Annotated in this window: 25 protein-coding genes; 14 read left to right on the top strand and 11 right to left on the bottom strand. The window is 63.7% G+C overall.

Annotated elements, in window-relative coordinates:
- The 6 genes from C0V82_RS06035 to lpxB all read left to right on the top strand — a co-directional run bounded on the left by C0V82_RS06035 (position 1) and on the right by lpxB (position 5,038).
- Complete coding sequence (locus C0V82_RS06035; RefSeq protein WP_158659761.1) at positions 1 to 603, top strand: OmpH/Skp family outer membrane protein; 603 nt, start codon at positions 1 to 3, stop codon at positions 601 to 603.
- Between the two features lie 39 nt (positions 604 to 642).
- Positions 643 to 1,692: a UDP-3-O-(3-hydroxymyristoyl)glucosamine N-acyltransferase gene (gene lpxD / locus C0V82_RS06030; RefSeq protein WP_102111555.1), complete on the top strand. Its 1,050-nt coding sequence runs from the start codon at positions 643 to 645 to the stop codon at positions 1,690 to 1,692.
- Positions 1,670 to 2,143, top strand: coding sequence for a 3-hydroxyacyl-ACP dehydratase FabZ (gene fabZ / locus C0V82_RS06025; RefSeq protein WP_102111554.1), 474 nt, complete (start codon positions 1,670 to 1,672; stop codon positions 2,141 to 2,143). Before lpxD ends, fabZ begins: the two co-directional genes overlap by 23 nt.
- Positions 2,144 to 2,266: 123 nt before the next feature.
- Complete coding sequence (gene lpxA, locus C0V82_RS06020; protein ID WP_102111553.1) at positions 2,267 to 3,055, top strand: acyl-ACP--UDP-N-acetylglucosamine O-acyltransferase; 789 nt, start codon at positions 2,267 to 2,269, stop codon at positions 3,053 to 3,055.
- A gap of 7 nt (positions 3,056 to 3,062) precedes the next feature.
- A complete protein-coding gene (locus tag C0V82_RS06015; RefSeq protein WP_102111552.1) occupies positions 3,063 to 3,881 on the top strand; it encodes an LpxI family protein in 819 nt (272 codons plus the stop codon).
- Positions 3,878 to 5,038, top strand: coding sequence for a lipid-A-disaccharide synthase (gene lpxB / locus C0V82_RS06010; protein WP_102111551.1), 1,161 nt, complete (start codon positions 3,878 to 3,880; stop codon positions 5,036 to 5,038). Before C0V82_RS06015 ends, lpxB begins: the two co-directional genes overlap by 4 nt.
- Here the strand turns inward: lpxB and C0V82_RS06005 are convergent.
- Positions 5,035 to 7,521, bottom strand: coding sequence for a sensor domain-containing protein (locus C0V82_RS06005; RefSeq protein ID WP_158659760.1), 2,487 nt, complete (start codon positions 7,519 to 7,521; stop codon positions 5,035 to 5,037). The genes lpxB and C0V82_RS06005 overlap by 4 nt on opposite strands.
- A 111-nt stretch (positions 7,522 to 7,632) precedes the next feature.
- Here C0V82_RS06005 and recO point away from each other — a divergent pair, with 111 nt between their 5' ends.
- On the top strand, positions 7,633 to 8,424 hold the full coding sequence (gene recO, locus C0V82_RS06000; protein ID WP_102111549.1) for a DNA repair protein RecO: 792 nt from the start codon (positions 7,633 to 7,635) through the stop codon (positions 8,422 to 8,424).
- Positions 8,417 to 9,229 (top strand): nickel/cobalt efflux transporter, encoded by an 813-nt coding sequence (locus C0V82_RS05995; RefSeq protein WP_102111548.1) that lies wholly within the window; start codon positions 8,417 to 8,419, stop codon positions 9,227 to 9,229. Before recO ends, C0V82_RS05995 begins: the two co-directional genes overlap by 8 nt.
- Before the next feature lie 10 nt (positions 9,230 to 9,239).
- On the opposite strand, the gene C0V82_RS26775 is transcribed toward C0V82_RS05995, so the two are convergent.
- The 3 genes from C0V82_RS26775 to gltX all read right to left on the bottom strand — a co-directional run bounded on the left by C0V82_RS26775 (position 9,240) and on the right by gltX (position 12,293).
- On the bottom strand, positions 9,240 to 9,392 hold the full coding sequence (locus C0V82_RS26775) for a hypothetical protein (RefSeq protein WP_158659759.1): 153 nt from the start codon (positions 9,390 to 9,392) through the stop codon (positions 9,240 to 9,242).
- A gap of 64 nt (positions 9,393 to 9,456) precedes the next feature.
- Positions 9,457 to 10,785: a citrate synthase gene (gltA, locus tag C0V82_RS05990; protein WP_102111547.1), complete on the bottom strand. Its 1,329-nt coding sequence runs from the start codon at positions 10,783 to 10,785 to the stop codon at positions 9,457 to 9,459.
- A 104-nt stretch (positions 10,786 to 10,889) separates the two neighbouring features.
- Positions 10,890 to 12,293, bottom strand: coding sequence for a glutamate--tRNA ligase (gltX, locus tag C0V82_RS05985; RefSeq protein WP_102111546.1), 1,404 nt, complete (start codon positions 12,291 to 12,293; stop codon positions 10,890 to 10,892).
- A 226-nt stretch (positions 12,294 to 12,519) separates the two neighbouring features.
- Between gltX and C0V82_RS05980 the strand changes: the two genes are divergently transcribed.
- Complete coding sequence (locus C0V82_RS05980; RefSeq protein WP_102111545.1) at positions 12,520 to 14,607, top strand: ComEC/Rec2 family competence protein; 2,088 nt, start codon at positions 12,520 to 12,522, stop codon at positions 14,605 to 14,607.
- 38 nt (positions 14,608 to 14,645) lie between these two features.
- Here the strand turns inward: C0V82_RS05980 and C0V82_RS05975 are convergent, their stop codons facing one another.
- Entirely contained in the window at positions 14,646 to 15,335 is a 690-nt protein-coding gene (locus tag C0V82_RS05975) for a glutathione binding-like protein (RefSeq protein WP_102111544.1), read from the bottom strand.
- A gap of 96 nt (positions 15,336 to 15,431) precedes the next feature.
- Complete coding sequence (locus C0V82_RS05970) at positions 15,432 to 16,337, bottom strand: LysR family transcriptional regulator (RefSeq protein WP_102111543.1); 906 nt, start codon at positions 16,335 to 16,337, stop codon at positions 15,432 to 15,434.
- A gap of 105 nt (positions 16,338 to 16,442) precedes the next feature.
- On the opposite strand from C0V82_RS05970, the gene C0V82_RS05965 reads away from it, so the two are divergent.
- Positions 16,443 to 17,627, top strand: a complete 1,185-nt coding sequence (locus tag C0V82_RS05965) for an MFS transporter (RefSeq protein WP_102111542.1) — start codon at positions 16,443 to 16,445, stop codon at positions 17,625 to 17,627.
- A gap of 84 nt (positions 17,628 to 17,711) precedes the next feature.
- Positions 17,712 to 18,647, top strand: coding sequence for a bifunctional riboflavin kinase/FAD synthetase (locus tag C0V82_RS05960; RefSeq protein WP_102111541.1), 936 nt, complete (start codon positions 17,712 to 17,714; stop codon positions 18,645 to 18,647).
- Positions 18,648 to 18,653: 6 nt separating this feature from the next.
- Here the strand turns inward: C0V82_RS05960 and C0V82_RS05955 are convergent, their stop codons facing one another.
- Together C0V82_RS05955 and C0V82_RS05950 are read right to left on the bottom strand one after the other, a co-directional pair.
- The gene (locus tag C0V82_RS05955) at positions 18,654 to 20,396 is read right to left on the bottom strand and encodes a tetratricopeptide repeat protein (protein WP_102111540.1); all 1,743 of its coding nucleotides are present in this window, start codon (positions 20,394 to 20,396) and stop codon (positions 18,654 to 18,656) included.
- A 51-nt stretch (positions 20,397 to 20,447) separates the two neighbouring features.
- A complete protein-coding gene (locus tag C0V82_RS05950; RefSeq protein ID WP_102111539.1) occupies positions 20,448 to 20,831 on the bottom strand; it encodes a VanZ family protein in 384 nt (127 codons plus the stop codon).
- Between the two features lie 274 nt (positions 20,832 to 21,105).
- Here C0V82_RS05950 and C0V82_RS05945 point away from each other — a divergent pair, with 274 nt between their 5' ends.
- Both C0V82_RS05945 and C0V82_RS05940 read left to right on the top strand, forming a co-directional pair.
- Entirely contained in the window at positions 21,106 to 21,390 is a 285-nt protein-coding gene (locus C0V82_RS05945) for a hypothetical protein (protein ID WP_102111538.1), read from the top strand.
- Between the two features lie 60 nt (positions 21,391 to 21,450).
- Positions 21,451 to 21,963, top strand: a complete 513-nt coding sequence (locus C0V82_RS05940; RefSeq protein ID WP_188595072.1) for an MmcB family DNA repair protein — start codon at positions 21,451 to 21,453, stop codon at positions 21,961 to 21,963.
- 12 nt (positions 21,964 to 21,975) lie between these two features.
- Here C0V82_RS05940 and C0V82_RS05935 read toward each other — a convergent pair whose 3' ends face one another.
- The 3 genes from C0V82_RS05935 to C0V82_RS05925 all read right to left on the bottom strand — a co-directional run bounded on the left by C0V82_RS05935 (position 21,976) and on the right by C0V82_RS05925 (position 24,775).
- Positions 21,976 to 23,334 carry a hypothetical protein gene (locus tag C0V82_RS05935; protein ID WP_245924175.1) on the bottom strand — a complete coding sequence of 453 codons (1,359 nt, stop codon included), beginning with the start codon at positions 23,332 to 23,334 and terminating at the stop codon, positions 21,976 to 21,978.
- The gene (locus C0V82_RS05930; protein WP_158659758.1) at positions 23,315 to 23,842 is read right to left on the bottom strand and encodes a BON domain-containing protein; all 528 of its coding nucleotides are present in this window, start codon (positions 23,840 to 23,842) and stop codon (positions 23,315 to 23,317) included. Before C0V82_RS05930 ends, C0V82_RS05935 begins: the two co-directional genes overlap by 20 nt.
- 159 nt (positions 23,843 to 24,001) lie before the next feature.
- A complete protein-coding gene (locus tag C0V82_RS05925; protein WP_245924174.1) occupies positions 24,002 to 24,775 on the bottom strand; it encodes an N-acetylmuramoyl-L-alanine amidase family protein in 774 nt (257 codons plus the stop codon).
- Positions 24,776 to 25,066: 291 nt separating this feature from the next.
- On the opposite strand from C0V82_RS05925, the gene C0V82_RS05920 reads away from it, so the two are divergent.
- Positions 25,067 to 26,341 carry a hypothetical protein gene (locus C0V82_RS05920; RefSeq protein WP_102111535.1) on the top strand — a complete coding sequence of 425 codons (1,275 nt, stop codon included), beginning with the start codon at positions 25,067 to 25,069 and terminating at the stop codon, positions 26,339 to 26,341.
- Position 26,342: the final 1 nt, after the last annotated feature.

Here is a 26,342-nt window from a genome sequence, read left to right as displayed (position 1 = left end):
TTGGCGCTTCGCCCCATCGCCCTGTTTCTCACCGGCCTGGCCCTTGTGGCCGGGCCGGCTGCGTCTTATGGCCAGGAGGTTGCGGTGCCGCAGACGCAGGTGTCGCAACCTGCCCGGCGGCTGCCCTATGCCCAGGTGGCCGTGGTGGATATTCCCACCATCCTGCAACAGGCCACGGCCATGCGGACCATCCAGCAGCAGTTGGATGTGCAGAAGGAACAGTTGCAGCGTGACGTGGCGCAGCAGCAGGAAGGGCTGCGGGTCGCGGAACAGGAACTCGCCCGTCTGCGCCAAACCGTTGCGGTTGAAGAGTTCGACCGGAAACGAACAGAATTCGAAACGCAGGTGTCCGCCACTGGACGCGCGCTTCAGGAACGTACCCGCCGCCTGGATATCGCCTTCAACCAGGCCCGTAACAGCGTGATCAACACGCTGGATCAGGTGATCGCCGAGGTCGCAAAGGAAGCCGGTGCGACGCTGGTGATCTCCCGGCAATTCATCGTCTATCAGGCCGGCGGTGCTGCCGATATCACGTCGGAAGTACTGGAACGTCTCAATGCCCGTCTGCCGCAGGTGACGGTCAGCGTTCCGCCGCCGACATAAGGGCCGGATGGACCCCATTTTCGCCGGAAGGAAACCCCCATGGCCGATCCCCGTTTCTTCGACCGTGCCGGCCCCTTCACGCTGGCCGATCTTGCCGCCCGTTCCGGTGCGACAGTGGCGCCCGGTGCCGATCCGGCCCTTGTCCTGACGGATGTTGCCTCGCTGGATCAGGCCGGGGAAGGGCAGTTATCCTTCTTGGATAACCGCAAATATGTGGCGGCGTTTCAGACCAGCCGGGCAGCGGCCTGCGTGGTGCACCCCGCCCTGGCCGACAAGGCGCCGGCGGGTATGGCCCTGCTGCTATCGACCAAGCCCTATCGCAGCTATGCGCTGTGTGCTCAGGCCTTCTACCCGTTCCCCGCATCCAGTGGCCTGATCTCTCCGGCGGCGCATGTCGATCCGACGGCGGTTCTGGCCGAGAATGTTGAGGTTGCTGCGGGCGCAGTGATCGAGGCGGGGGCAGAGATCGGGCCGCGCACGCGTATCGCTGCCAATGCCGCAATCGGGCGCAATGTCCGCATCGGTGCCGACAGTGTCATCGGCGCCTGCGCCTCGCTGTCCCATTGCCTGATCGGCGACCGGGTGGTGATCTATCCCGGTGCCCGTATCGGTCAGGATGGTTTTGGCTTTGCCATGGATGTCACCGGCCATGTCCGGGTGCCGCAGATGGGCCGGGTTATCATCGAGGATGATGTGGAGGTTGGGGCCAACAGCACCATAGACCGTGGTGCTGGCCCCGATACGATCATCGGCAGGGGCACGATGATTGATAATCTGGTTCAGATCGGGCACAACGTCACGCTTGGTGCCGGCTGCGTCATTGTGGCTCAGTCCGGCATCTCGGGCAGCACGAAGTTCGATCATCATGCTGTGCTGGCGGCGCAGGCAGGGGTGGCCGGCCATCTTTCCATCGGGGCGGGCGCCCGCATTGCGGCACAAAGCGGCGTGATGCGGGATGTACCGCCGATGACGGAGGTGTTCGGCACGCCGGCGCAGCCCAAGAGGCAATATTTCCGCCAGGTCGCCATGATGGCGCGGCTGGCGAAGGGGAAAAGTGGACGGGGCGATGAGCACGACGGAAACGAATAAGGTCGCGGTGACCGAGCTGGATATCAACCGGATCATGGAACTGATCCCGCACCGGTATCCGATGCTTCTGGTGGACAAGGTCAAGGATATCGTCCCCGGTGAAAGCTGCACCGGCATCAAGAATGTGACGATGAATGAGCCGCAGTTCACGGGCCATTTCCCGCAGAAGCCGGTGTTCCCCGGCGTCATGATCGTGGAAGCCATGGCCCAGACCTCGGCCATCCTCGTCATGCAAACCCTGGGACAGGAGGCGGAGGGCCGTCTCGTGTATTTTATGGGTATTGAGGAGGCGAAGTTCCGCCGTCCCATCGTTCCCGGCGATCAGATCCAAATCAAGGTTCAGAAAATCCAGAACCGCCGCAACGTGTGGAAGTTCAAGGGCGAGGCCTGGGTCGATGGCAATCTGCATGCCGAGGCGACCTATACGGCCATGATCGTCATGGGTGATTGAGGTCGGTTTCTGCTCCTTCTGCTGGACACGGGGCCGACGTAATTTTGTCAAACGCCTTTGATAGAGGCGGTGGGAAGGGCGGGTGACCGCCCTTTCGCATGTCAGGAAGAAAAGGGTCGGCCCATGAGCGCCAATATCCATCCCAGTGCCATTGTCGATCCCGGTGCCCGCATCGGTGCAGGTGTGGAAATCGGTCCTTTCTGTGTGGTCGGGCCGCATGTGGTGCTGGGCGATTATGTGCGCCTGATCAGTCATGTTGCCATTGATGGCCGCACGACCATTGGTGACGGCACCATCGTCTATCCCTTCGCCTCGCTGGGCCATGCGCCGCAGGATTTGAAGTACAAGGGTGAGCCGTCGGAACTGATCATCGGGCGCCACAACCGCATCCGTGAGAATGTCACCATGAATACCGGCACCGAGGGTGGCGGCATGGTGACCCGTGTCGGCGACGGCGGCCTGTTCATGGTCGGCGTCCATATCGGCCATGATTGCATCGTCGGCAACAACGTGATCTTCGCCAACAACGCCACCCTTGGTGGGCATGTGGTGGTGGGCGATCATGCCGTTCTCGGTGGCCTGTCGGCGGTGCATCAGTTCGTGCGCATCGGTGCCCATGCCATGATCGGTGGCATGTCGGGGGTGGAGGCTGACGTCATCCCCTATGGTCTGGTGAAGGGCGACCGCGCGTTCCTGGCCGGGCTTAACCTCGTTGGATTGCAGCGCCGTGGCTTTGCCAAAGAAGACATCCACGCCCTGCGCGCCGCGTTCCGCCGCTTGTTCGAAGGTGATGGCCAGATGGCCGACCGCATCGCCGCTGTGACAGCCGAAGCGGGTGGCGTCCAGGCCGTGGCCGATATCCTGTCCTTTCTGGCCGACCGGGGCAGCCGCGCCCTGACCCAACCCCGCTGATCCTGCTATGGCGGATCGGCTGGGCATCATCGCGGGTGGTGGGGACCTGCCACGGCAGGTGGCGGAGACCTTCCGGCGGGGTGGAGAGCCCTTCTTTGTCATCGCGTTGGAAGGGCAGGGGGCGGATGCGTGGCTGACGCCCGATCTGCCCCATGCCGTGTTCCGCATGGGCGCCGCAGGTGCCATCCTGGAACGGCTGCGGGCAGAGGGGGTAACGGAGATTGTGCTGGCCGGTGGTGTGCGCCGTCCGTCGCTGTCCGATTTGCGCCCCGACTGGTACGCGGCCCGCTTCTTCGCGCGCCTGGGACTGAAGGCCCTGGGCGATGATGGCTTACTGCGGGCGGTGTCAGCATTGCTGGAGGAAGAAGGATTTCGGGTGGTCGGTGTCCAATCCCTGATCGCCGATCTGTTGATGCCATCTGGCCTGCTGACCCACGCCGCGCTGGATGAACAGGCCCTGGTCGATATCGCCCATGGCCTGAAGGTTGCCCACGCACTGGGCGCTGTCGATGTCGGACAGGCGGTGGTGGTGCAGGGTGGGCTGGTGCTCGGAGTGGAGGCCATTGAGGGCACCGACGCCCTGATCACCCGCTGCGGCGCCTTGAAGCGGGAAGGGCCGGGACCGGTTCTGGTGAAGCGCGCCAAGCCGGGGCAGGACCGCCGCCTGGACCTGCCCACCATCGGCCCTGATACGGTTGCCGCCTGTATCGCCGCTGGGTTCGCTGGTATCGCGACAGAGGCGGGGGCAACCCTGTTCGTGGGGCGGGCGGAGGCGGTTCAGGCAGCCGATGCCGCGGGACTGTTTATTACGGGCGTATCGGCATGACCGCCCCCGTGATCTACCTGATCGCTGGTGAACCTTCGGGCGACATTCTGGGCGCCCGGCTGATGGCGGCGTTGAAGCAGGCGACGGGCGGGCACGTGCGCTTTGCCGGTATTGGCGGTGACCGCATGATCGTCGAAGGTCTGGACAGCCTGTTCCCCATGGAGGAACTGACCCTGTTCGGGCTGGCCGAACTGCTGCCTAAACTCCCCAACCTGATTCGCCGTATTTCTCAGACAGCAGGGGATATTCTGGCCCGGCGCCCGGACGCTGTCGTTACAATAGATGCGCCTGATTTCTGCTTCCGTGTGCTGAAGAAGGTGCGTCGTGCCGATCCGGCCATCAAGCTGATCCATTATGTGGCCCCCACCGTCTGGGCCTGGCGGCCCGGTCGCGCGCAAAAGATTGCCCGGTTCCTGGACCATCTGCTGGTCCTGCTGCCGTTCGAGCCGCCCTATTTCGAGGCGGTGGGCCTGCCCGCCACCTTTGTCGGCCATTCGATTGTGGAGGCCGGGGTGGAGAAGGGCGATGGTGCGGCCTTCCGCGCCCACCACGGCATTGCCGACGACATCCCCTTGCTCTGCGTACTGCCCGGCAGCAGGCGCAGCGAGATCAAGGTGCTATTGCCCGACTTTGCGGCCACGCTGTCCATTTTGAAGGAACGCCATCCCGGATTGCGGGTTGTCGTACCTACTTTGGGCAAGGTGGCGGCCCCCGTTCGGGCGGCCACGGCGGCGTGGCCCGTGCCCACCATGGTGGTGGAAGGAGACGGCGAGAAGTATGACGCCATGGCCGCCAGCACAGCGGCGCTGGCGGCCAGCGGCACGGTGGCATTGGAACTGGCGTTGGCCCGCCTGCCCAGCGTCATCGCCTACCGTATCCATCCGCTGACCTATCGGCTCTACCGCCGGCTGATTCGCGTCAAGTATGCCAATCTGGTCAACATCATGCTGGACCGGATGCTGGTGCCGGAGCGGTTGCAGGATGAATGCACACCGCCGAAACTGGCCGATGCCGTCTCGGTACTGCTGACCGATCCCGGTACACGGCGTGAACAGATAGAGGGTGTGGCGCAGGTGGCGCAATGGTTGGGTCAGGGCGGTGAACAGACGCCCAGCCAGCGTGCGGCGCAAGCGGTTCTGAAGGTTGTCAGGGGTTAGGGCAACGCCGGCAACGCCAGCAGCCTTTCGGCATCCGGAGCCGGTATTGGCCGTGAGAAGTAATAGCCCTGCCCATACCGGCATTCCAGACCGCGCAGGAAGGTGACCTCCGACGGATTCTCGATCCCTTCGGCCACAACGTCCAGATCCAGGCTTTTGGCCAGCAGCAGGATGATGCGGGGGATTTCCTCCCGCCGGTCACCATTGCCCGCACCGCTGATGAAGGCGCGGTCGATCTTCAAGGAATTGACCGGGTACCGGTGCAAGTAGGACAGGGAGGAGTAGCCGGTGCCGAAATCGTCCAGCGACAGGTGAACGCCCAGACTGCGGATCTGCTGCATCATGGAAACGGCCCGGCCCGGATCATCCATCAGCAGGCTTTCCGTGATCTCCAGCTTCAGCGTGTCCGGTGCGATGCCCGTATCGGCCAGAACATGGCGGACGCATTCCACCATGTCGTCATCCAGCATCTGCCGACCGGAGACATTGACGCTCATGAACAGGCCGCTGTCATGGGTCCTCTGCCAGTGCGCCAGCTGTTCCGCCGCCTCCTGCATAGCCCAACGGCCGATCTGCAGGATCAGGCCCGTATCTTCTGCCAGTGGCACGAAATCGGCGGGCGAGATCAGGCCGCGTTCAGGATGCTGCCAACGGATTAGGGCCTCGAACCCCGCGATGGATTGGTCCGACAGGCGCACGATGGGCTGATAGAACAGGGTCAACTGGTGCCGGTCGGTGGCCAGCCGCAGGTCAGCCTCCGTTCGCAGACGCGACATGGCGCGGGCGCGCAGCGCGTCGTCGAACACTTCCACCCGGTTGCGGCCCGCCCCCTTGGCCCGGAACATGGCAAGGCTGGCATCGCGCATCATGTCGGCGGCCTGGCCGTAGCCAGTGTGCGACATGGCGATGCCGCCCGATGCCGTCAGAACCAGTTCCTCACCGCTGACCAGCGTAATGGGATCGGTGATGGCGGCGGCCAGACGCTGCGCCGCAGTCATCGCCGCCTTCACATCCACGACACCATCCATCAGCACGCCGAACTCATCGGCCGACACCCGCGCGATGGTATCACCTGCGCGGCGCTGCCCCTCCAGACGCTTGGCCAGGATGCGCAGTACCTCATCCCCGGCATTGGGCCCCAAGCTGTCATTGACGGTCTTGAAATGGTCTAGATCGAACAGGATGACAGCGCAGGGCGGATCATCGGGCCGGCGACGACGGTCAATGGTCTGGCCGATACGGTCCATCAGCAGTGATCGGTTGGGCAGGCCCGTCAGCCCATCATGGAAGGCATCGAATAATATCTGCTGTTCGGCGCGCTTGCGGGCCGTGATGTCGGTCATGGAGCCGGCCATACGGATGGCATCGCCCAGCGCATCGCGGATGGCCACACCCCGGATCAGGACCCACAGTTCCGCCCCGCTATCATGGCGGATACGGACTTCATGTTCCAGATGATCAAGCCGCCCCGACAGATGCAGTTCGAAGGCGGCACGCAGGCCCGGCAGATCGCTGGCATGGACCAGGGCGAACCAGTCCTCCATCGTGCCGACCCATTCGCCGCCGGGCAGGCCCAGCATGTCGGACCAGCGGGGTGAGTAGTAAACCTCGCCTTCCTGCACGCGCCAATCCCACAGGCCGTCATTGGCACCTTGGGCGGCCAGCGCATAACGCTCCTCGCTGATGCGTAGCTGTTCCTCGGCCACCTTGCGGTCGGTAATATCGGATTGGGAGCCAACAAGGCGTACCGGCTCCCCGTCCGCGTCCAGGACGGCGATGCCCCGGCACAGCATCCAGCGCCACCCCCCCCGCCCATGCTGGATGCGGTATTCAATCTGGAAAGGCTTGCCACCCGCCGACATCTGCGCGTCCAGAGTCGCCTGTAACCAGATCAGATCCTCTGGGTGCACACGGTTCAGCCACTCTTCCGGCCCATCCGCCTCCTCGTCCGGCAGCAGGCCGATCAGCGCCCACCAGCGTGGCGCGTAATAAATGCGGTCGGTGCGCAGGTCCCAGTCGTAAAGACCGTCATTGGTGGCCGCCGCCGCCAGCGCCAGCCGTTCCTCGCTGATGCGCAGGCGGTCCTCCGCCTCCTTGCGTTCGGTGATGTCGGCGGCGGTGCCGATCAGGCGGTTGACGGTACCGTCCGGGCCGGCAATGGCCGCACCGCGGACCAGCAGCCAGGTCCAGTCGCCGCGCCCATTGCTGACGCGATGTTCAATGACGAAGCACCGGCCGCCCTCGTCATGGCGTGGGCGAAGCGTTGCCTCCAACCATTGCAGGTCATCGCTATGGACACGGTCGAACCAGTGGCGGGGGCCGATATCGCCCCCGTCTGCGGGCAGGCCCAGATGGTCACGGAAACCCGGCGACAGAAACAGCGTATCGACGGTGAGGTCCCAATCCCAGACGGCCTCGCCGCTGGAAAGTCCCGCCAGCATGTAGCGCTGGGCCAGTTGGTCATCGGGCGTCGGTTGGGACAAGGGCGGATCGGCCGGCAAGGGAAAGATGTGGGCTAGAAACTCTATACCACTTTCGACCTGTGGGGCCACGCCCCTTCGCAGCTTACTGTTATTTATACTACACTTCGCACTATGGACTGGAATGACCAAGCGATCCTGCTATCCGCACGCCCGTATGGGGAAACGGCGGCCCTGGCCCTGGTGTTAACGCGGGAGCATGGGCGCCACGCGGGCCTTGTGCATGGGGGGCAATCGGCGCGCTTGCGGGCCAGTTTGGAACCGGGGAACCTGCTGGCCGCCGGTTGGCGTGCCCGTCTGGCAGACCAGCTGGGGACATGGTCGCTGGAACTGGAGCGGGCCTACGCGGCCCCGTTGCTGGATGACCCCCTACGACTCGCCTGTCTGGCATCGGCCTGCGCCCTGTTGGATGGGCTGCTGGCCGACCGGGAACCGCATCCAGGATTGTTTGACGCCACCCTGGCCCTGTTCGAGGCATTGTCCAGCGAGGTCTGGGCCGAGATTTATGTGCGGTGGGAGATCGGTCTGCTGGATGAGATCGGATTCGGCCTGGACCTGTCGCGCTGTGCCGTCAGCGGGCAGACGGCTGCCGACCTGTTCGCCGGCAATGATGGCCTGTCGCATGTCAGCCCGCGCACGGGCCGCGCCGTCTCCATATCGGCGGCGGAACCTTATAAGGAAAAGCTGCTGGTGCTGCCGCCATTCCTGCTGGGCCTGTCCGATGGCGGGCCGGCGGAGGTGATGCAAGGATTGCTGCTGACAGGCCATTTTCTGGAACGCAGTGCCTTTGCTCAGCGGCATGCGGAGGTGCCGGCGGCCCGTATCCGCTTTGTGGAGCGGTACGCCCGGATGAACGGTCTTTCCTCGCCCACCTCTCTCCCTTCCGCTGGTGCCCAGAATGCCTGAATTTGCCGATCTGATCCGTCAGGGTGCGTCGCATGCCTGGCTGTTTGTTCCCAGCGCGGTCCTGCTGGGGGCGCTGCACGGGTTGGAACCGGGTCATTCCAAGACCATGATGGCGTCCTTCATCGTGGCGGTGCGCGGGACGGTGGGGCAGGCGGTGATGCTGGGTTTGGCCGCCACCCTTTCCCACACCGCCGTGGTCTGGCTGGTGGCCCTGACCGGCTTGCATCTGGGCAGGGAACTGGCGGGCGAGCAGGTGGAAGGCTGGTTTCAGCTGTTGAGCGCCGTGATCATGCTGGGCATGGCCGCATGGCTGTTCGCCCCCGCCTGGCGCCGCCATGCCCACGCACATCACCATCATCATGACCACGATCATGGCCATGGCGGGCACCATCATCATGGGCATCACGACCACGGGAACGACGATCATGATGATGCCCATGCCCGCTATCACGCGGAGCAGATTTCACAGCGGTTCAGCGATGGGCAGGCCACGACAGGGCAGATCATCCTGTTCGGCCTGACCGGCGGGCTGATCCCCTGTCCTGCGGCCATCACGGTTTTGCTGATCTGCCTGCAATTGCGGGAATTCACGCTAGGCGTAGCGCTGGTGCTGTGTTTCAGCATCGGGCTGGCCATCACGCTGACCGCCAGCGGGGTGGTGGCGGCACTGGGCGCGCGGCATCTGTCACGGCGTGGAATCGGTTTTGAAAAGCTGATGACCAGAGCGCCCTATCTGTCGGCCCTGCTGATCCTGGTAATCGCGGCCTATATGGGCTGGCACGGGATTGCGTCGCTGGCGGGATGAACCCGTAATATCAGCGGAAATGAACCGCCGACCACACCAATCCGCCAACCACACCCAAGATCAGGGCCAGATTCCAGGCACGGCGCAGCCGCTTGCCCCACGGGGCGGGATTGTCATTGGCAGACGACGGACGGCGCCACAGGAACGGCGGGCGCGACGGCAACAAAAATGCATCACGGGCGGTCCCAATGGGACCGCCCGCTTTGCCTGATTGGCTATGCTTACGCTCAGCCACGCTTCTCGACCGGGACATAGTCGCGCGGCGTCTGACCCATATAGAGCTGACGCGGGCGACCGATCTTCTGACCGGGATCCTCGATCATTTCCTTCCACTGGCTGATCCAGCCAACGGTACGGGCCAGCGCGAACAGCACGGTGAACATGCTGGTCGGGAAGCCGATGGCCTTCAGGATAATGCCGGAATAGAAGTCGACGTTCGGGTACAGCTTCTTCTCGATGAAGTACGGATCGGACAGGGCAATCCGCTCCAGCTCCACCGCGATGTCCAGCAGCGGATCGTCCTTAATCCCCAGCTCGGCCAGCACTTCCTTACAGGTCTGCTGCATCACCTTGGCGCGCGGGTCATAGTTCTTATAGACCCGGTGGCCGAAGCCCATCAGACGGAAATTGTCGTTCTTGTCCTTGGCGCGATTGATGAATTCCGGAATGCGATCAACGGTCTTGATCTCTTCCAGCATCTTCAGCACGGCCTCGTTGGCACCGCCATGGGCGGGGCCCCACAGGCTGGCGATACCGGCGGCGATACAGGCGAACGGATTGGCACCCGAGGAGCCGGCCAGACGGACGGTGGAGGTGGACGCGTTCTGCTCGTGATCGGCGTGCAGGATGAAGATCTTGTCCATCGCCTTGGCGATGACCGGGTTCACCTTGTACGGCTCACACGGCACGCCGAACGTCATGTACAGGAAGTTCTCCGCGTAACCCAGATCGTTGCGCGGGTACATGAAGGGCTGGCCGACGGAATACTTGTAGGCCATGGCGGCGATGGTCGGCAGCTTCGCGATCAGGCGATGCGAGGCGATCATGCGCTGCTTGGGATCGTTGATATCGGTGCTGTCATGATAGAAGGCCGACAGGGCGCCGACGACGCCGCACATCACGGCCATCGGGTGCGCATCGCGACGGAAGCCGCGATAGAACTGCGTCAGCTGTTCATGCACCATCGTATGGCGGGTGATGGTGGCTTCGAACTCCGTCTTCTGCGCGGCGTTGGGCAGTTCACCATGCAGCAGCAGGTAGCAGACTTCCATGAAGTCCGAGCTTTCGGCCAGCTGGTCGATCGGATAACCGCGGTGCAGCAGCACACCCTCGTCACCATCAATATAGGTGATGGCCGAGTCGCAGGAGGCGGTCGACGTGAAGCCGGGATCGTAAGTGAAGCAGCCGGTGGCGCCATAGAGCTTTCGGATGTCGATGACATCTGGCCCCGTCGAGCCCTTCAGGATAGGCAAGTCAATCTTCTTGCCGGTCCGGTTATCGATCAGGGTCACCGTCTCGGCGGTTCCATCGCCCGCCGTCTGGGTTGTCTGGCTCATGTCGGCACGTCCTCAAGGGTTTCGTTTGGGGTTATCGCCCCGTTTTTGAAAGTGGGGCGGAGTTTAGTGCCGCGCCGCAGCGAGTGCAACGCAACAGCACTTTTTTAACCATGGTTTTTGACATCTTCTAAACGCGACAGGCTCTCTTCGCGCCCAAGAATTTCCGCAACCTCAAAAATCGGCGGCGAAACCGTGGTTCCGGTCAGGGCGGCGCGCAGCGGCTGTGCCACCTTGCCCAGCTTCAGACCATTCGCTTCCGCGAAATCGCGGACAATGGCTTCCAGCGCACCCGCCGTCCATTCGCCAGCCTCAGCAAACTTCGCGGCCAGGGCACCGATCTGCCCGCGCACCTCTGCCGTCAGCAGGGCACCGGCTTTTTCATCCATGGCAAGCGGGCGGGCGGCGAACAGATAAAGCGAGCCGTCGGCCAGCTCGATCAGCGTCTTTACGCGCGGCTTGAAGCCGGGGATGGAGCGCCGCAGCCGGTCCTTCTCCACATCCGTCAGGGCGCGGCCAATCTTGGCCTCAATGAACGGCGTGGTCAAAGTGACCAGACGCGCATCCTCCGCTTCACGGATATAATGGGCGTTCAGGTTCTCCATCTTCGCGAAGTCCAGACGCGAGGGGGACCGGCCGATACCCTCCAGCGTGAACCACTCAATGGCCTGTTCGGTCGAAATGATCTCTGCATCGCCATGGCCCCAGCCCAGGCGCAGCAGGTAATTGCGCATGGTTTCGGGCAAGAAGCCCATGTCACGATAGGCCTCGATGCCCAGCGCGCCATGGCGCTTGGACAGCTTGGCTCCGTCCGGTCCATGGATCAGGGGGATATGGGCGAATTCCGGTGTCTTCCAGCCCATGGCATTGTAAATCTGGATCTGGCGGAAGGTGTTGGTCAGATGGTCATCGCCGCGCACCACATGGGTGACGTCCATGTCATGATCATCGACCACGACGGCCAGCAGATATGTCGGCGTGCCGTCGGAGCGCAGTAGGATCAGGTCGTCCAGCTGGCTGTTCTGCACCCGCACCTCACCCTGCACATGGTCCTTCACCACCGTTTCGCCCTCGCGCGGGGCCTTCAGGCGGATGGCGGGGGCCACACCGGCGGGGGCTTCCGACGGGTCGCGGTCGCGCCAGCGGCCGTCATAGCGCGGCTGCTGGCCGGCGGCCTTCTGCGCCTCGCGCATCGCGTCCAGCTCTTCCGGGGTGCAGTAGCAGCGATAGGCGGTGCCGTTGGCCAACATTTCGGCTACCACCTCGGCATGCCGGTCCTTGCGCTGGAACTGGCTGATCGCCTCGCCATCCCATTCCAGACCCAGCCATTTCAGCCCTTCCAGAATCGCATCCACGGCGGCATCGGTGGACCGGGCGCGGTCCGTATCCTCGATGCGCAGCAGGAACTTGCCCTGATGATGCTTGGCAAACAGCCAGTTGAACAGGGCCGTGCGGCCGCCGCCGATATGAAGGTAACCGGTGGGCGAGGGGGCGAAGCGGGTGACGATCATCGCGAAACTCTTATGGGCCCATAAGGGCAGAATGATTGTTTGCGGGTTGGTTTAGCACAGCCGTGCGTCCTGTGAACAGCATTGGACCGGGGATGCTCCCCCCTCGAAAAGTCGTGGGTGCGGCCTTGCCTGACGGGTTGTTGCGACCTATCCATGATCAAAATTAAATAGTGAAGATATGAATATTTTCATCTAATTGTACTCATCTCCTGGCAAGGACGGTGGCATGCGGTTAGATGGGCTGGTGCGACGGACCGGGTTATCCTGGCTGGCCGCCGGCCTGCTGGCCGAAAGCGGTCGCTGGGTCCTGTGGTTTCCCGTTCTGATCGGGGTAGGGATCGGCTTCTATTTCGCCCTGGATCATGAGCCACCAATTTGGGTGGGGCCGGGGGCCTTGGTCCTTGCCATGGTGACCGGCGTCCTGGTTCAGGTCCGGCGACCGGATTGGGCGCTGGCGGCTTGGATTTTGTTGCTGGCGGTCCCGATGGGCTTTGCGGCGTCCCAACTGCGCACCGCCCTGGTCGCGGCCCCAATGCTGCGGGAAGATATCGGCCCCGTTGGCGTCAGGGGGCGGGTCGTACAGATCGACCGGCTGGACAAGGGCATGCGGTTGTTCCTGACCGACGTGACGGTGCCGGGTCTGGCTGCCGCTGATACGCCCCGCATATTGCGTATTTCAATGCGGAATACCGAAACCATGCCCTTGATTGGGGAGCGCGTGCGTCTGTTCGCGACCATCGGCCCGGCATCGGACGCCGTTGAACCGGGAGCCTTCGATTTCCGCCGCCATCTCTATTTCCTGGGAGTAGGAGGGACAGGCTTCGCGCTGGGCCGGGTGCGACGGCTGGATGGGCCGGTGGAGGAGGGGGTGCTGTTGGAACAGTGGCGGCATGTGATTGCTGATCGCGTTGCGGCACGTCTGCCCGATCAGGCGACGGCCGGCATGGTCACGGCCCTGCTGAATGGCCAGCCCACAGCGATACCGGAAACGGATATGGAGGCGATGCGACAATCGGGTCTGCAGCACCTTCTGTCCATCTCGGGCCTGCATATCGCCCTGGTGGCGGGGCTGGTTTTCTTTCTGCTGCGCGGCGGCATGGCGCTGTGGCCCGCATTCGCCCTGCGTCACCCAATCAAGAAGTATGCGGCGGTGGCGGCGCTGGCCGCGTCCATCTTTTATATGCTCATGGTGGGATCACCCGTGCCAACGCAGCGGTCGGTGCTGATGACCGGTGTCATGCTGCTGGCGGTGCTGGTGGACCGTAACCCGTTCTCCTTGCGCGTCGTGGCCGTGGCCGCCCTGGTGGTGATGCTGATCCAGCCGGAAACCATCATCGGCCCTAGCTTTCAGATGTCGTTCGCCGCCGTCATCGCGCTGGTCGCCGCGTTCGAGGTGGCGACACCCTGGATGGCGGCACGCCGGAAGGAGGGGGGGCAGGGCTGGTTTGGCCAAAGCCTGACTTATGTCGGCAGCCTCTCACTGACCTCGCTGGTGGCGGGCATGGTCACCATCCCCTTCGGCCTGCATCACTTTCAGCAGATGTCAAACTATGGCCTGCTGGCAAATATGATCGCGGTACCAGTTACCAGCTTCTGGGTCATGCCCTGGGGGCTTCTCGTCTATCTGCTCATGCCGCTGGGCCTGGAGGGGTGGGCCGTCACGGCCATGGGTTGGGGGGCGGAGGCCATTCTTTGGACAGCGCATTGGGTGGCCGACATGCCGGGGGCGGCCCTGCATTTGCCGCTGCTGCCGGCGACAGGACTGGTGATTTTCACCCTCTCCTGTTTATGGCTGTGTCTGTGGCAGGGGCGGATCAGGCTGCTGGGTTTGGCCGGCATGCTGGCCGGTCTAATGTTTCTGCCCCTGGCCCCCCGGCCTGATCTGCGGATCAACGGAGATGGCAAGGTGGTGGGTGTCCGTCTGGCCGATGGCTCCCTTGCCGTTTCCACCCGGCGCGCCGGACGGTTCGACAGTGATGAATGGGCGAAGAGGGATGGGATGTCGGTTGAACCGCGCGCCTGGCCCAAGCAGGGCAGCAAAGACGGTCGCCTGACATGTGACACGCCGGATGCCTGCCTCTACCGGTTGAATGGCCGGACGGTCGCCATCGCTCTCTCGCCGGCGGCTGTCGATGCGCTGTGTCGGCCCGGCATTGACGCCCTGGTCACACGCCATCCTGTCAATGACTGCGCTGCAGCAATTGTCATCGGGCCACAGACCCTGGCCGACCGGGGCGCGCATTCCCTCTACCTTGATGGCAATATCAGGGTGGATGCCGTCCGGGCCGGTGCAGCGGCGCGGCCCTGGAACTGACCAGGGCCTGTCACTGCGGCGACAGGCCCCGCCCAGACTTACTTCTTACCGTAAAGGTTCTCGCGTTCCTTGTCGGACAGCGGGGTGCCTGCCGGCTTCACCTTGTCGGCCAGCAGGCCCAGGCCGCGCTGCACCGCCGGGCGGGCGGCGATGGCGTTGAACCAGCGCTGGACATGCGGGAACTCGTTCAGGTCGATATCATATTTCGGGGCGTTGCGGACCCAGGGGAATGTGGCCATGTCGGCGATGCCGTAATCATCGCCACCCAGATAGGTCGCCTCTTCCAGGCGGGTATTGGCCACCTTCAACAGGCGCTTGGACTCGTTGCGGTAGCGTTCGATGCCATAGGGTACCTTTTCCGGGGCGTAGAGGATGAAGTGACCGGCCTGCCCGAACATCGGGCCGACGCCGCCCATCTGCCACATCAGCCACTGAATATGGGTATACCAGACAGCGGGGTCTTTGGGCCGGAACTGCCCGGTCTTTTCCGCCAGATAGATCAGGATGGCGCCGCTTTCGAACAGGCTCAACGGCTTGCCCTCCGGCCCTTCGGGGTCGACGATGGCGGGCATGCGGTTGTTGGGCGCGATCTTCAGGAAGTCGGGCTTGAATTGATCACCGGCACCGATATTGACGGCATGCACCTCATAGGGCAGGCCCATTTCCTCAAGCGCGATGGAGACCTTGTAGCCGTTGGGAGTCGGCCAGGCATGAAGCTGGATGGTCATTGACGGTTCCTTGCAATGACGGGTTGGGTCAGATGGCGGCCACCCTACCGGCATTGGTCACAGGCCGAAAGTGAGGACGCGCACAGTCAGGCTCCATCACCCGATGCGCATTTCGCGGGCCAGAAAATCGATCACCGCACGGATGCGCGGCGGCATGACGGGACCGCCCTGGAACACGGCGTGAACCACCTCGACCTCTCCTGTCGAGTAATCCTCCAGTAGCGGCACCAGCCGCCCCGCCGCAATATCGGCGGCGACATGGAACAGGCCGTGGCGGGCCAGCCCGTGCCCAGCCAGGGCCAGATGCCGCATGCTTTCACCATCGCCTAGGCGAATATTGCCCCGTACCGGCACCTCGATCCGGCTGCCATCCGGCAGGCGGAAGGGCCAGGGGCCGACGCTGCGCACGAAGCCGAAGGCCATCATATTGTGATGGGCCAGATCGTCGGGCGTGCGAGGGATGCCATGACGGGCCAGATAATCGGGAGAGGCTACGACCACCACCCGGCCCTCGCCCAGTTTGCGGGCCAGAAGATTGGCCCCTTTCAGCGGGCCGACCCGAATGGCGATGTCGGCGCGTTCCTGCATCAGGTCCACGACCATATCGGTCAGGGTGATGTCCAACTGGATCTCGGGATAAAGCGCCGACAGTTTCGGCACCAGCGGCAGCAGATGCAGCATGCCCAGAGGCACCGAACTGTTGATGCGCACCGGTCCGCGCGGGGTACTGCCTGCTGCCACCTCCTGCTCGGCTTCCGCCATGTCGGCCAGGATGCGGCGGCAGCGCTCATGGAACAGATCGCCCTCCGGTGTCAGGCGCAGTTGGCGTGTGGTGCGGTTGAGCAGCCGCGCCCCCAGCCGCGCTTCCATGCGCGCCACCAGCTTGCTAACTGCCGATGGCGTCATGTTCAACGCCCGCGCTGCGCCGGAGAAATTGCCAGCCTCCACCACGCGGGCAAAGACCTCCATCTCGCCGGCCCGGTTGATCTCCAATCGCGACATGTGATTTCAACTCACAAATCATGTTCCGATGGGCAGTCTAGTTCATGGATGGGGATGCGTCCATGTTCGCACCCATGTCATCCGCTTCATTCGGAACCTGAAATCATGCCTATCGGATTATTCGCCCTGACGGCTGGTGCCTTTGGCATCGGCACGACGGAATTTGTCATCATGGGCCTGCTGCTGCAGGTCTCTGCCGACCTTGGAATCTCTGTCTCTACGGCGGGCCTGCTCATTTCCGGCTATGCGCTGGGGGTGTTTGTCGGTGCGCCGCTTCTGACCCTTCTGACAGGCCGGCTGCCGCGCAAGGTGCTGCTGGTCGCCCTGATGGTGGTGTTCACCATCGGCAATATCGCCTGCGCCATCGCGCCGGACTATGGCTCCCTGATGGTAGCGCGGGTCATCACCTCGCTGGCCCATGGCACGTTCTTCGGTGTCGGCTCCATCGTGGCCACGGGTCTAGTGGCCCCTGACCGCAAGGCATCCGCCATCGCCATCATGTTCACGGGCCTGACCATGGCCACCCTGCTGGGCGTGCCGTTCGGAGCGTGGCTGGGCCTGCATTTCGGCTGGCGCTCCACCTTCTGGGCCGTGGCCCTGATCGGCGTTGTCGCCACTCTGGTGCTGGCTGTTTTCGTGCCGGCGGATAAGACGGCACCGCAACCCCTTTCCATCCGTCAGGAACTGACGGTGCTGACGAAGCCGCAGGTCTGGCTGGGGCTGGTGATGACGGCTTTGGGTTTCGCCGGTGTGTTTGCCGTCTTCACCTATATCCAGCCGATCCTGACCCGCATCACCGGCTTCTCTGATGCGGCGGTGTCGCCCATCCTGCTGGTGTTCGGCGGGGGGCTGGCCATCGGCAACCTGCTGGGCGGTAAGCTGGCGGACAAGCGGTTGATGCCTACGCTGCTGGGCACGCTGGTTGCCCTGACCCTGGTGGAAGGCGTGATGACCTTTGCCATGCAGGACAAGATCGCGGCCATCATCTTCGTCGGCCTGATGGGTATCGCCGCCTTCGCCACCGTCGCCCCCTTGCAGATGCGCGTGCTGGAAAAGGCGAACGGGGCGGGGCAGGGGCTGGCCAGCAGCCTGAACATCGCGGCTTTCAATCTGGGCAATGCCCTTGGCGCCTGGATTGGCGGGGTGACCATTGATCGGGGACCGGGCCTGGGTGCCGTCACCTGGGTCGCGGCCCTGGTGACGCTGGCCGGCCTTGCCGTGGCACTGGTCAGCCGTGCCCTGGACCGGGGGACGGTCGGTGTCCGCCCTGTGGCCTCGACGCCGCATTGAGGTGGGGTGGGGATGGCGGGACTGGACCGCCATCCCCGCTTGTGACTATACCCATGGCAGATTTCGCAACCATCCTGCGGCGCCATGCTGATTTATCGCCATACTACCGACCTTCCGGCAGCCATTCGCGGCTGCGCGGTGGCACTTGGCAATTTCGACGGCGTGCATCAGGGCCATCGCGCCGTCATCGACGCGGCGAAGCAAGCCGCCCGCGCAAAGGGCGTTCCTGCCGCCGTCCTAACCTTTGAGCCGCATCCGCGCAGCCTGTTTCGTCCCGACGATGCCCCCTTCCGCCTGACACCCTGGCGTATTAAAGCTCGGCTGGTGGAGGCGCTGGGCATTGATGCCCTGTTCGAGGTGCGGTTCGATGAGGCCTTTTCCCACCTGACCGCGGATGAGTTTGTGCGCCAGATTCTGGTGGATGGGCTGGCCGTGTCGCATGTCGTGGCAGGCTACGACTTCGTCTTTGGGCACAGGCGCGGTGGGGATATGGCCTTCCTGCGCAACGCCGGTGAACGCTTCGGGTTTACGGTGACGGAGGTTCGCCCCGTGGCCGGCCCCGATGCCACGGCATTTTCCTCCACCCGCGTGCGCCAGCATTTGCAGGCGGGTGAGGTGGAGCAGACAGCCACCATCCTGGGCCATGACTGGGAGATCGAGGGACGGGTGGAACATGGCGACAAGCGAGGCCGTACCATCGGCTTTCCCACCGCCAACGTGGAACTGGGCACCTATCTACGCCCGCGCCTGGGGGTCTACGCCATCATGGCCGGCGTGGATGAGGGGGCGCGCACCGTCTGGCACAAGGGGGTCGCCAATATCGGTCGCCGTCCGACCGTGGGTGGGCTGACCGAACGGCTGGAGGCCCATCTGTTCGACTTTGATGGCGACCTGTATGGCCGACATCTGCGCGTGCGTCTGAGCCGCTTCATTCGTCCGGAAATGAAGTTCGACAGTTTCCAGGCGCTGAAGGACCAGATCGTGGCCGACAGCGCCAAGGCGCGGGAACTTCTGTACTGATCCGGCTTACCGGGTCGTTGTCCCCTCTGCCTTCACCGTCGTGACCATGCCGTTTTTCAGCTTGGCTTCGGCGGCCCGGCGCAGGCCGTCATCCTTTTCCGCCTGTATCGCGGCGCGGGACCATTGGAAGCGGGCTTCGTCACGCCGGCCCACAGCCCAATAAGCATCGCCCAGATGGTCATTGATAGATGGGTCGCCGGGTTCTAGCTCCAGCGCCTTTTCCAGCAGTTCCACAGCCTTTTCGACCTTGCCCAACTTGAACATCGCCCAGCCCAGGCTGTCGGTAAAGAATCCATCGTGCGGGCGCTGGGCCACGGCCTTTTCGATCATGGCCGTACCCTGGTCCAGGTTCACGCCGCGGTCGATGTAGGAATAGCCCAGATAGTTCAACAGGCTGGGCTGATCCGGCTGCAATGTCAGCGCCTTCTTCAGCGCTGCCTCCGTCCCCGCCCAGTCGCCCTTGGCGTCCAGGGTCATTGCGCGGGCGTAATGCAGCATCCAGTCGCGGGGCCTGTCCTCCTTCACCCGTGCCAGTGCCTGGTCATAGGCGGCCAGGGCCTGATCCTGGCGTTTGGCAAGGCGATGCATATCGCCCAGCCGCAGCAGTGCATCGGTGCGTGCCGGACGCTCCGCTGCCATTTTCTGCAACAGGGCGGCGGCTTCGTCATCCCGGTCCAACTGCCGTAGGACATCCACCTGCCGCATGCGGGCCATCCACAGAATGCCTGCCCCGCCGGTCACAGCGCGGAACTCCGCCAGCGCCGTTTCATCCCGGTCCCGGTTGGACAGGATGTCGCCCACCAGAAGGCGGGCCAGCGGCTGTTCCGGGGTCAGGTGCAGGGCGACGCGATCGTAGAGCAGCGCCATCTCCGCCGCTCCTTCCTGGTGCAGCGCAGAGGCCAGTTGGAACAGCGCCTCGCCCAGACCGGCGGCGGCGTTGCCGACGAGGGGTGCGGGTACACTGCCCTTGTCCATGCGCGCCAGCGAGTCTTCGACCACCATATTGTCGGGATTGGCATCCAGATACTGGCGGTAAAGGCGCCGGGCCGCGTCGGTTGCACCGGACCGTTCCTGGAAATTCCCGATCAGCAGCACAAGGCGCAGCGGCATGCCCTGTTTGGCGGCGTCAGAATAATATTGGAACGCCGCATCACGATTGCCGCGCAAATCCTCGATCAGGGCCAGTTGCTGTATGCGGATGGACTTGAAGCCTTCATGGGCGTTCAGCGGGTCCAGAATTTTGATGGCGCGGTCGTAATCCCCCTCTGCCACGGCAATCCAGCTGGACAGCAAGGGGCCAATATAGGGGGCCATCCCGTCCGCTGGCAGCTTGGCAATGCGGGCCGCGGCGTCCGCCGTGCGTCCGGCGCGCAGGTCATCGGCCACTAGCAGGGCATGGGCTACAAAGCTGCCCCCCTGTTCCTGTACCGCCTGACGCCGCGCGAGCGTCAGCGCCTCCTGCTGGCGCCCCTCACCCAGGGAGAGAAGAAAGGTCCGGCGCAGCAGGGCCGGATTGTCCGGATCCTGTTTGAGTGCGGCGCCCAAATTGGCGCTGGCCACGTCCCAGGCACCGGCATTCTGGGCAATGCGACCGGTCAGATACTGGGCAATCGGACTGCTGCCGGTCTTCTGAACTTTTGCTGATGGGGATGGGGGTGATTGTTGGGCCGATGCAGCACCTGTGAGGGCGAGGGCCAGCATCACCAAATTCATGGCCGCCACCGGCGACCGCAAGCCCAGAACACGCACGGTTCCACCATCCTTCCCACAAGGGGCACCATCGGCAGTGCCTCCCTGTCTTCAATCTACTTCAGGAATTAGCATATTCCGTGCCATCGGCCAGCATCGCAAAAGGATGAGTGCCAGCAAAAGTCCGCCCGCATCGGCGGCTAGATCGCCCCAGCTGCCCTGCCGTCCTGGCGCCGACGCCTGCAACCACTCGATCCCCGCCCCCAGGAGCAGGAGTGAAGCCAGGACCACCACCCGTGCTACGAAGGTGCGGACGGTCCAAAGGCCGACGAATGCCAAACCCGCGAAGCAGAACATGTGCAGATACTTATCCGCGCCGCCCTCACCCGGTGGGGCCAGTTGCGGCTGCACTGCCATCCAGGGCAGCAGCAGGATGGCAACAGCCAGGATCAGTCCGCCAGTGGAATGACGGATGACCGTGGGAGGGTTCAGCATCTTGGAAAGCAGGATAGACTCCGATCATCCTGACGGTGCAGTCAGCGCTCAGAATATCGGAAATCCGCCGTTTCCACGACAGAATGCACGGCGCATGCTACCTATGCATAATTTGCGGGCTGGATGCGCAAATTCATGACAGGTTGCTGCCTGATTTTTAACAAATATCGGCGTAATAAAGGGCCTGCTGACGGCGAAGTCGTCAGCTGCTCGAACCCAGGGACCTTGCATGTATCCCGCAGTGGCGACCGGAGCCCTCAATCCGGCAAACGGCATGGTGGCTGCCGCTCTGTCCACCCAGGCTTTCGAAGCGACCGCGGCCCACACGCCGCCACCGGCCAACGATCCCGTGTTCGACGGGGTCGAGGTGCTGAGCGATCAGATCCTGACCGCCGTAGCGCGCAGCCGGGCGTTGGGTCATCGCGACACCCGCATCACCCTGACACGCCCCACCGAAACGGTGGAGGGTGTCCGCAACCGCCTGTTGATGGCGGGGCTGACGCCGGTCGTCCGGGCCTCCAGCGTGGGCGGCACCTCGGTCTTGACAGTCCGCTGCTGATCGGTCACCCCGTCTGAACGGGCTTGCCAGGACAGGTAGAAATGTTCATGATCCGTACTCATGAGCATTTCCGCGATCCCTGAACTTGTGCCCGTGTCTGAGGCGCCATCGATGCCGATGATCCCGTTGCCGCGCCCCCAATCGGACGCGGCGGCGGCCATCACGCGGGGCGTGCGCCGTATGCTGGCGGAAAGGGGTGTGCGGGGGCTGGTCGAATTCTCGCTGGCCAATGGCCGGCGGGCCGACATTCTGGCCCTGGCCGATGATGGCGAGGTGACCATCGTCGAGGTCAAAAGCAGCATCATCGATTTCAAGACCGACCAGAAATGGCCGGAATATCTGGATTATTGCGACCGATTCTTTTTCGCTGTTGATGCGGATTTTCCGGTCGATCTGATCCCCGCCGAATGCGGCCTGATCATTGCCGATGCTTTCGGGGCGGAAATCATCCGCCCGGCACCGCTGGCCAAGCTGGCGGCGGCCCGTCGCAAGACACTGACGCTGAAGGTCGCGCATATCGCCATGGCCCGCCTGCACCGGGTGGAAGATCCGGGCCTGAGGGTGGGGGAGTAAACGGGGGGCCGGTTACTCCAGCATCGGCTTGCCCGTCTCGATTTCCACCAAAGCTGCCAGTAGAGGCACAGCAATATCGCGGCGTTGGCCGGAACCGCGCTCCGCCTCTGAAATCGCGGCCTGAAAGGTGCCGCGCCAACGGTTATCGCTGTAGAGCAGCTTGTCCGCCCGTGCCCGCTGCACCAGCGTGATGGGCGTGCGGCTGTCGGTAAGGGTCTTGTCCAGCCGGGCCGACAAGGTATCGGCCTGACCCCGGTCCTTGGCCTTCAGCGCTCCGTCGATCAACTCGACATAGGTTTCGGCTTTCAAGTCATTATCCTGCAGCTGGTCGGCATAGGTCAGGGTCAGGACCTTTTCGCCCCGCGCCTCCAGGCGGCCCAGCACCTGTGGGATGGTCCAGGGGCTTTCTTCCTGCACCGTCCGCAGCAGGCCTAAGGCCAGATTGGTGTCCCCCAGATCGCCGGCAGCAACCGCCAGTTCCGGCGGGCAGCAATTGCCACGGCGGTCCTTGAAGCGGCTGAACTGCTCCTCCACGGTATTCAGGAACAAGGTGCGCGCCCGCGCCTCCAGCCCTACGTGCAGTAACGACTGCGCCACAAGGCCCAACTCCCAGGCACAGCCCTGGGTGCGGGCGAATTCGGTCACCTCTTCGGTGATCTCCGTCGCCTTTGCCATATCGCCACGCCAGACCAGCGCCTCGACAATGTCGGACAGGTTATAGACGCGGGTGGCGCAATCCTGGAACTCACGCGTGATGGCCAGGGCTCGATCGACCTCGCCTGTCAGGGCCAGGGTACGGCTGACGAACAGGTCGGGGCTGACGTCCCCCTTGGCCCCACCCGTCCGCAGGGCCTGCACGAAAGGGGCGACGATGGGTCTCACCCGTGCCTTATCCCCTATCTGATGATAAGCGATGGCCAGTGACAGCCAGTCCCAGCGCGGGGCCGCGATGGGATATTCGATGGGTGTCACCAGCGCCTCGATCCGGTGCAGCAGGCAGGCATTGGATTTCGGGTCGGCACAGACCAACCCGCGCAGCCGGTTCTTGAACTCGACATAGTCGAAATCGCCGATGAATTGATTGGTCATCAACTGCACGGCCAGCGTGCTTTCCGGCAGGCGGGTGATGATGTCGGCCAGCAACGCGTCCGCCTGCTGCAGAAGCTTCGTCTGCTCCGCCTCATCGTAGGACTGATCGGCCTGCCGGATTGACTGCATGGCCTGCACGAACTGCCGGTTGGCCTGCGCATTCTGGTCGCTGGTCTGCGCCCACGCGACGCTGGGTGCCATCAGCAGCGCCAGGGCCAGCAAGGCAGGGGCGAACAGCGCCTGTCCCCACAGGCGCGCGGCGTCAATTTGAAACTTGGACATGGCTCACCACCCGCCGGACCCGCGCGATTTCACGCGCATGGTTGCGTACCCGTTCCAGTTCCTGCGGCGAGCGGGCGCGGCCCATCAGGTAAATCACCTGATTGACCGTCTCGATCGTGTAGTTACCCGACGTGATCTCCGCATCCGTCATCAAATCCTTGCGCAACTGCGCCGTGATCCACATGTCCGTGGTCCGGTCGGACAGGCTGCTTTCGTCGCCGATCCCGATCTCGTTGATCACTTCCTTCAGGCCATCGACCTGCCAAGCCAGCTTCACGGCGTTCACCCGTTCGTCGGGGTTGGCGGCCCGGCCGGTCAGTAGCGCCCGACTGTCGCGTACCTCTACGCGCAGCCGTTCGTCCAATCCGCCATTGTCGCGCCAACGCTTTTCGACGGCCTTGCGAAGGCCGTCATCATCCAACGCGGCAACGGCCGGATTATTCCCCGCATCCGTCTGTGCAATGGCCGGGGCGGCCAGGGCAACGCCCACCGCCAGCAGCATCGCCATCCCCAGACCCCTGGGCGCCCAAAGGCGCATGTTCCCCATCGTTCATGCCTCCTGCGGCCGTGATTTTCCCGTGGCACGGCCAGACTTTAACGGTGAAATGTGGTGAGAACCGGGCCGGGGGATGCGGTTTCCGCCCCGGCGGGGTGGGTGAAGGGGGCCTCAGGCGAAGGGAGCGGCTGTCATCACCGCAGTAAGTTCACGGGCCAGGATGCCTGCGATATTGCGGCGCGCCTTGGCATCGCGCAGCAGCGTCTCATCCTGGGGATTGGACAGAAAACCGGTTTCGATCAGCAGCGACGGGATGTCCGGCGCTTTCAGCACCGCGAAATTCGCCGACCGCATGGGGTTTTCTAGCAGGCGGACATCCTTGCCGGCCCCCTGGATGATCGATTGTTTGGCATGCAGCGCCGCCGTCACGGTGTGGCGGGCGGCTAGGTCCATTAGGATGCCGGCCACCTTCTCATCCAGGCCCGACACGTCCAGCCCCAGGCCACCGGCAATATTCTCCTGTTGGGCGATGGCGGCGGCGAATTCATCGCTGGCCTTCTCCGACAACGTATACGCGGACATGCCGCGCGCCGACTTATTGGGCGCGCTGTCGGCATGGATGGAGATGAACAGGTCGGCCTTCGCACCCTGGGCGATACGCACGCGTTCCTTCAGATCGATGAACTTGTCGTCGTCGCGCGTCAGCTCCACCTGCCAGCCCTTGGTCTTGCCCACCAGACGGGCGACCTCCTTGGCAATGTCCAGGACGACATTCTTCTCATAGGTGCCCTTGGCCCCGATGCAGCCGGGATCATGACCGCCATGGCCGGGGTCCAGCATGACAAGGCGGGGCGGACGGGGTTTGCGCGACGGCGGCTTCGGCTTGCCACCCTCCTGCGCCTGGGCATGCGACGGGGGGACGTGCAGCAGCGTGACCGATGCCATCGGCACAGCAACCGGGACACCCAGAGCAAAACGGAGCAAATCCCTGCGATTCATCGACGCGACCACCAATGAGGCCCGGAACAGTCTGGCCCTTCGTCAACGGACAATGTTTGGACCCCGGTGCACCGTTGCGCAACAGAAACATGCGTCTCTGTTGCGCAACTGCGGCATTGTGTGCCTGCAAAACCACGATAGCGGCCCTGGGGTGCGTCCGTAGAAGGCCTGGATTGGGCTGTTGCGCCACCGTTTCGGTTTCGCCAGGGCCCTCCAGCGACGAATAGGGTGCTGCCCATGGCCGTTGCCCTGCGTTATGGTGAAGCCATGACAGGCGGCATTCATCCTGACGGGACCGAGTCCCGGATTCGGACCACACAGATGGTGGCCTTGGGCACCTATCTTCAGCGTGTGGAGCAGGCCTGTGAAGGCGTGCCGCCGGCCCCGTCGCGGGATCGGGTGGAGGCCCTGTTTCTGACGGAATTGGCACGGTTCGCCATTGACCAGTACAATATTACCATCCGCCATTTGCTGCGGCCTGCTGAAGATGGGGTGGCTTGGTCCATTGATGGCAATCTGGGTGTCATCCCAGCCTATATCCGCAAGCCCTTCGCCTTTCTCGGCTCCCCCATCCTGCGCCAGACCATGGTGCGGCGGCATGAGGCGGCGATCTTCTGGACCGGCGCGCCGGCGGCTCATGAACGCCTGCTGCTTTGCCCGCGTACCCTGGCGTTCGAGGACTTCTTCGCCGACCACCAATATTTCATCGGCGCCAGCCTGACCCTGACGGACCTGATCGAGCCGTCACCCTGGCGCATCACCATGGGCCTACGGGCCATGCCGGGCGTGTCACGCATGGCGTGGGAACAGGGTTTCCGCGCCAATGAATGGTACATTTACGAGTTGGCGCAGCATTTCGGCCATTTTCTACTGGCCCAGCCCGACTATGTCGCCGGCATGCATTACCGGAACGCGGGTGAACGAAGGTCAGCGGCGGACGGAAGGGGGCGGCTTCTGGCGCTGTTGGGCCGGCGATCGGATGCGCCGGCACAGCCCGCATCCAATGTCCGCTTCTTCGGTTGGACCGCACCCCTATCATCCGTAAAGTCCCCTGTTCCCACCGGTGCGGCGGCGGTTCTGGCCGATCTGCGCGACAGCCTTCACCGGCATCTGCCCGACCATCCGGGTGGCCCGGCATTGCTGGAATGGGTGGGGCAGTTCCTGGCGGGTGAGGGGGCGTTGCCGGGCGTGTCAACGCCCCTGGAACTGCCCGTTCGCGCGCCGCTGCTATACGCGGATCGGCCCGACCAGGCGCAGAACATCGCCGGTTTCCTGCGTGCCGTCTGGATGCCCTGGATCAACGCCGGTTGCCTGACGCGACCAGCACTGCGGCGGCTGGACCCACAGGCCTATATGGCCATGGCCAATTGGATGCGGCACCGGGAATGGCCATCCGACCTGCCGATTCCCAGCAAATCGGACATGGTCACGGCCGACCTGTCCGACCCCGAGCGTTTGCGGCAGGCCCGGCGGCTGGTCCAGGCCCACCATGCCCGCCGCAGGCAGGGTTGAA

It is taken from the genome of Niveispirillum cyanobacteriorum (assembly GCF_002868735.1).
GTDB lineage: Bacteria > Pseudomonadota > Alphaproteobacteria > Azospirillales > Azospirillaceae > Niveispirillum > Niveispirillum cyanobacteriorum.
The sequence above is the reverse complement of the archived record's forward strand: the minus strand, read 5'-3'. Positions and strand labels throughout refer to the sequence as shown.

Excerpts from the sequence above, each read along its gene's own strand:
- lpxD (WP_102111555.1), top strand. The coding sequence starts at position 643 with ATGGCCGATCCCCGTTTCTTCGACCGTGCCGGCCCCTTCACGCTGGCC.
- fabZ (WP_102111554.1), top strand. The coding sequence starts at position 1,670 with ATGAGCACGACGGAAACGAATAAGGTCGCGGTGACCGAGCTGGATATC.
- lpxA (WP_102111553.1), top strand. The coding sequence starts at position 2,267 with ATGAGCGCCAATATCCATCCCAGTGCCATTGTCGATCCCGGTGCCCGC.
- C0V82_RS06015 (WP_102111552.1), top strand. The coding sequence starts at position 3,063 with ATGGCGGATCGGCTGGGCATCATCGCGGGTGGTGGGGACCTGCCACGG.
- lpxB (WP_102111551.1), top strand. The coding sequence starts at position 3,878 with ATGACCGCCCCCGTGATCTACCTGATCGCTGGTGAACCTTCGGGCGAC.
- recO (WP_102111549.1), top strand. The coding sequence starts at position 7,633 with ATGGACTGGAATGACCAAGCGATCCTGCTATCCGCACGCCCGTATGGG.
- C0V82_RS05995 (WP_102111548.1), top strand. The coding sequence starts at position 8,417 with ATGCCTGAATTTGCCGATCTGATCCGTCAGGGTGCGTCGCATGCCTGG.
- gltA (WP_102111547.1), bottom strand. The coding sequence starts at position 10,785 with ATGAGCCAGACAACCCAGACGGCGGGCGATGGAACCGCCGAGACGGTG.
- gltX (WP_102111546.1), bottom strand. The coding sequence starts at position 12,293 with ATGATCGTCACCCGCTTCGCCCCCTCGCCCACCGGTTACCTTCATATC.
- C0V82_RS05980 (WP_102111545.1), top strand. The coding sequence starts at position 12,520 with ATGCGGTTAGATGGGCTGGTGCGACGGACCGGGTTATCCTGGCTGGCC.
- C0V82_RS05975 (WP_102111544.1), bottom strand. The coding sequence starts at position 15,335 with ATGACCATCCAGCTTCATGCCTGGCCGACTCCCAACGGCTACAAGGTC.
- C0V82_RS05970 (WP_102111543.1), bottom strand. The coding sequence starts at position 16,337 with ATGTCGCGATTGGAGATCAACCGGGCCGGCGAGATGGAGGTCTTTGCC.
- C0V82_RS05965 (WP_102111542.1), top strand. The coding sequence starts at position 16,443 with ATGCCTATCGGATTATTCGCCCTGACGGCTGGTGCCTTTGGCATCGGC.
- C0V82_RS05960 (WP_102111541.1), top strand. The coding sequence starts at position 17,712 with ATGCTGATTTATCGCCATACTACCGACCTTCCGGCAGCCATTCGCGGC.
- C0V82_RS05950 (WP_102111539.1), bottom strand. The coding sequence starts at position 20,831 with ATGCTGAACCCTCCCACGGTCATCCGTCATTCCACTGGCGGACTGATC.
- C0V82_RS05945 (WP_102111538.1), top strand. The coding sequence starts at position 21,106 with ATGGTGGCTGCCGCTCTGTCCACCCAGGCTTTCGAAGCGACCGCGGCC.
- C0V82_RS05940 (WP_188595072.1), top strand. The coding sequence starts at position 21,451 with ATGAGCATTTCCGCGATCCCTGAACTTGTGCCCGTGTCTGAGGCGCCA.
- C0V82_RS05935 (WP_245924175.1), bottom strand. The coding sequence starts at position 23,334 with ATGTCCAAGTTTCAAATTGACGCCGCGCGCCTGTGGGGACAGGCGCTG.
- C0V82_RS05930 (WP_158659758.1), bottom strand. The coding sequence starts at position 23,842 with ATGGCGATGCTGCTGGCGGTGGGCGTTGCCCTGGCCGCCCCGGCCATT.
- C0V82_RS05925 (WP_245924174.1), bottom strand. The coding sequence starts at position 24,775 with ATGGCATCGGTCACGCTGCTGCACGTCCCCCCGTCGCATGCCCAGGCG.
- C0V82_RS05920 (WP_102111535.1), top strand. The coding sequence starts at position 25,067 with ATGGCCGTTGCCCTGCGTTATGGTGAAGCCATGACAGGCGGCATTCAT.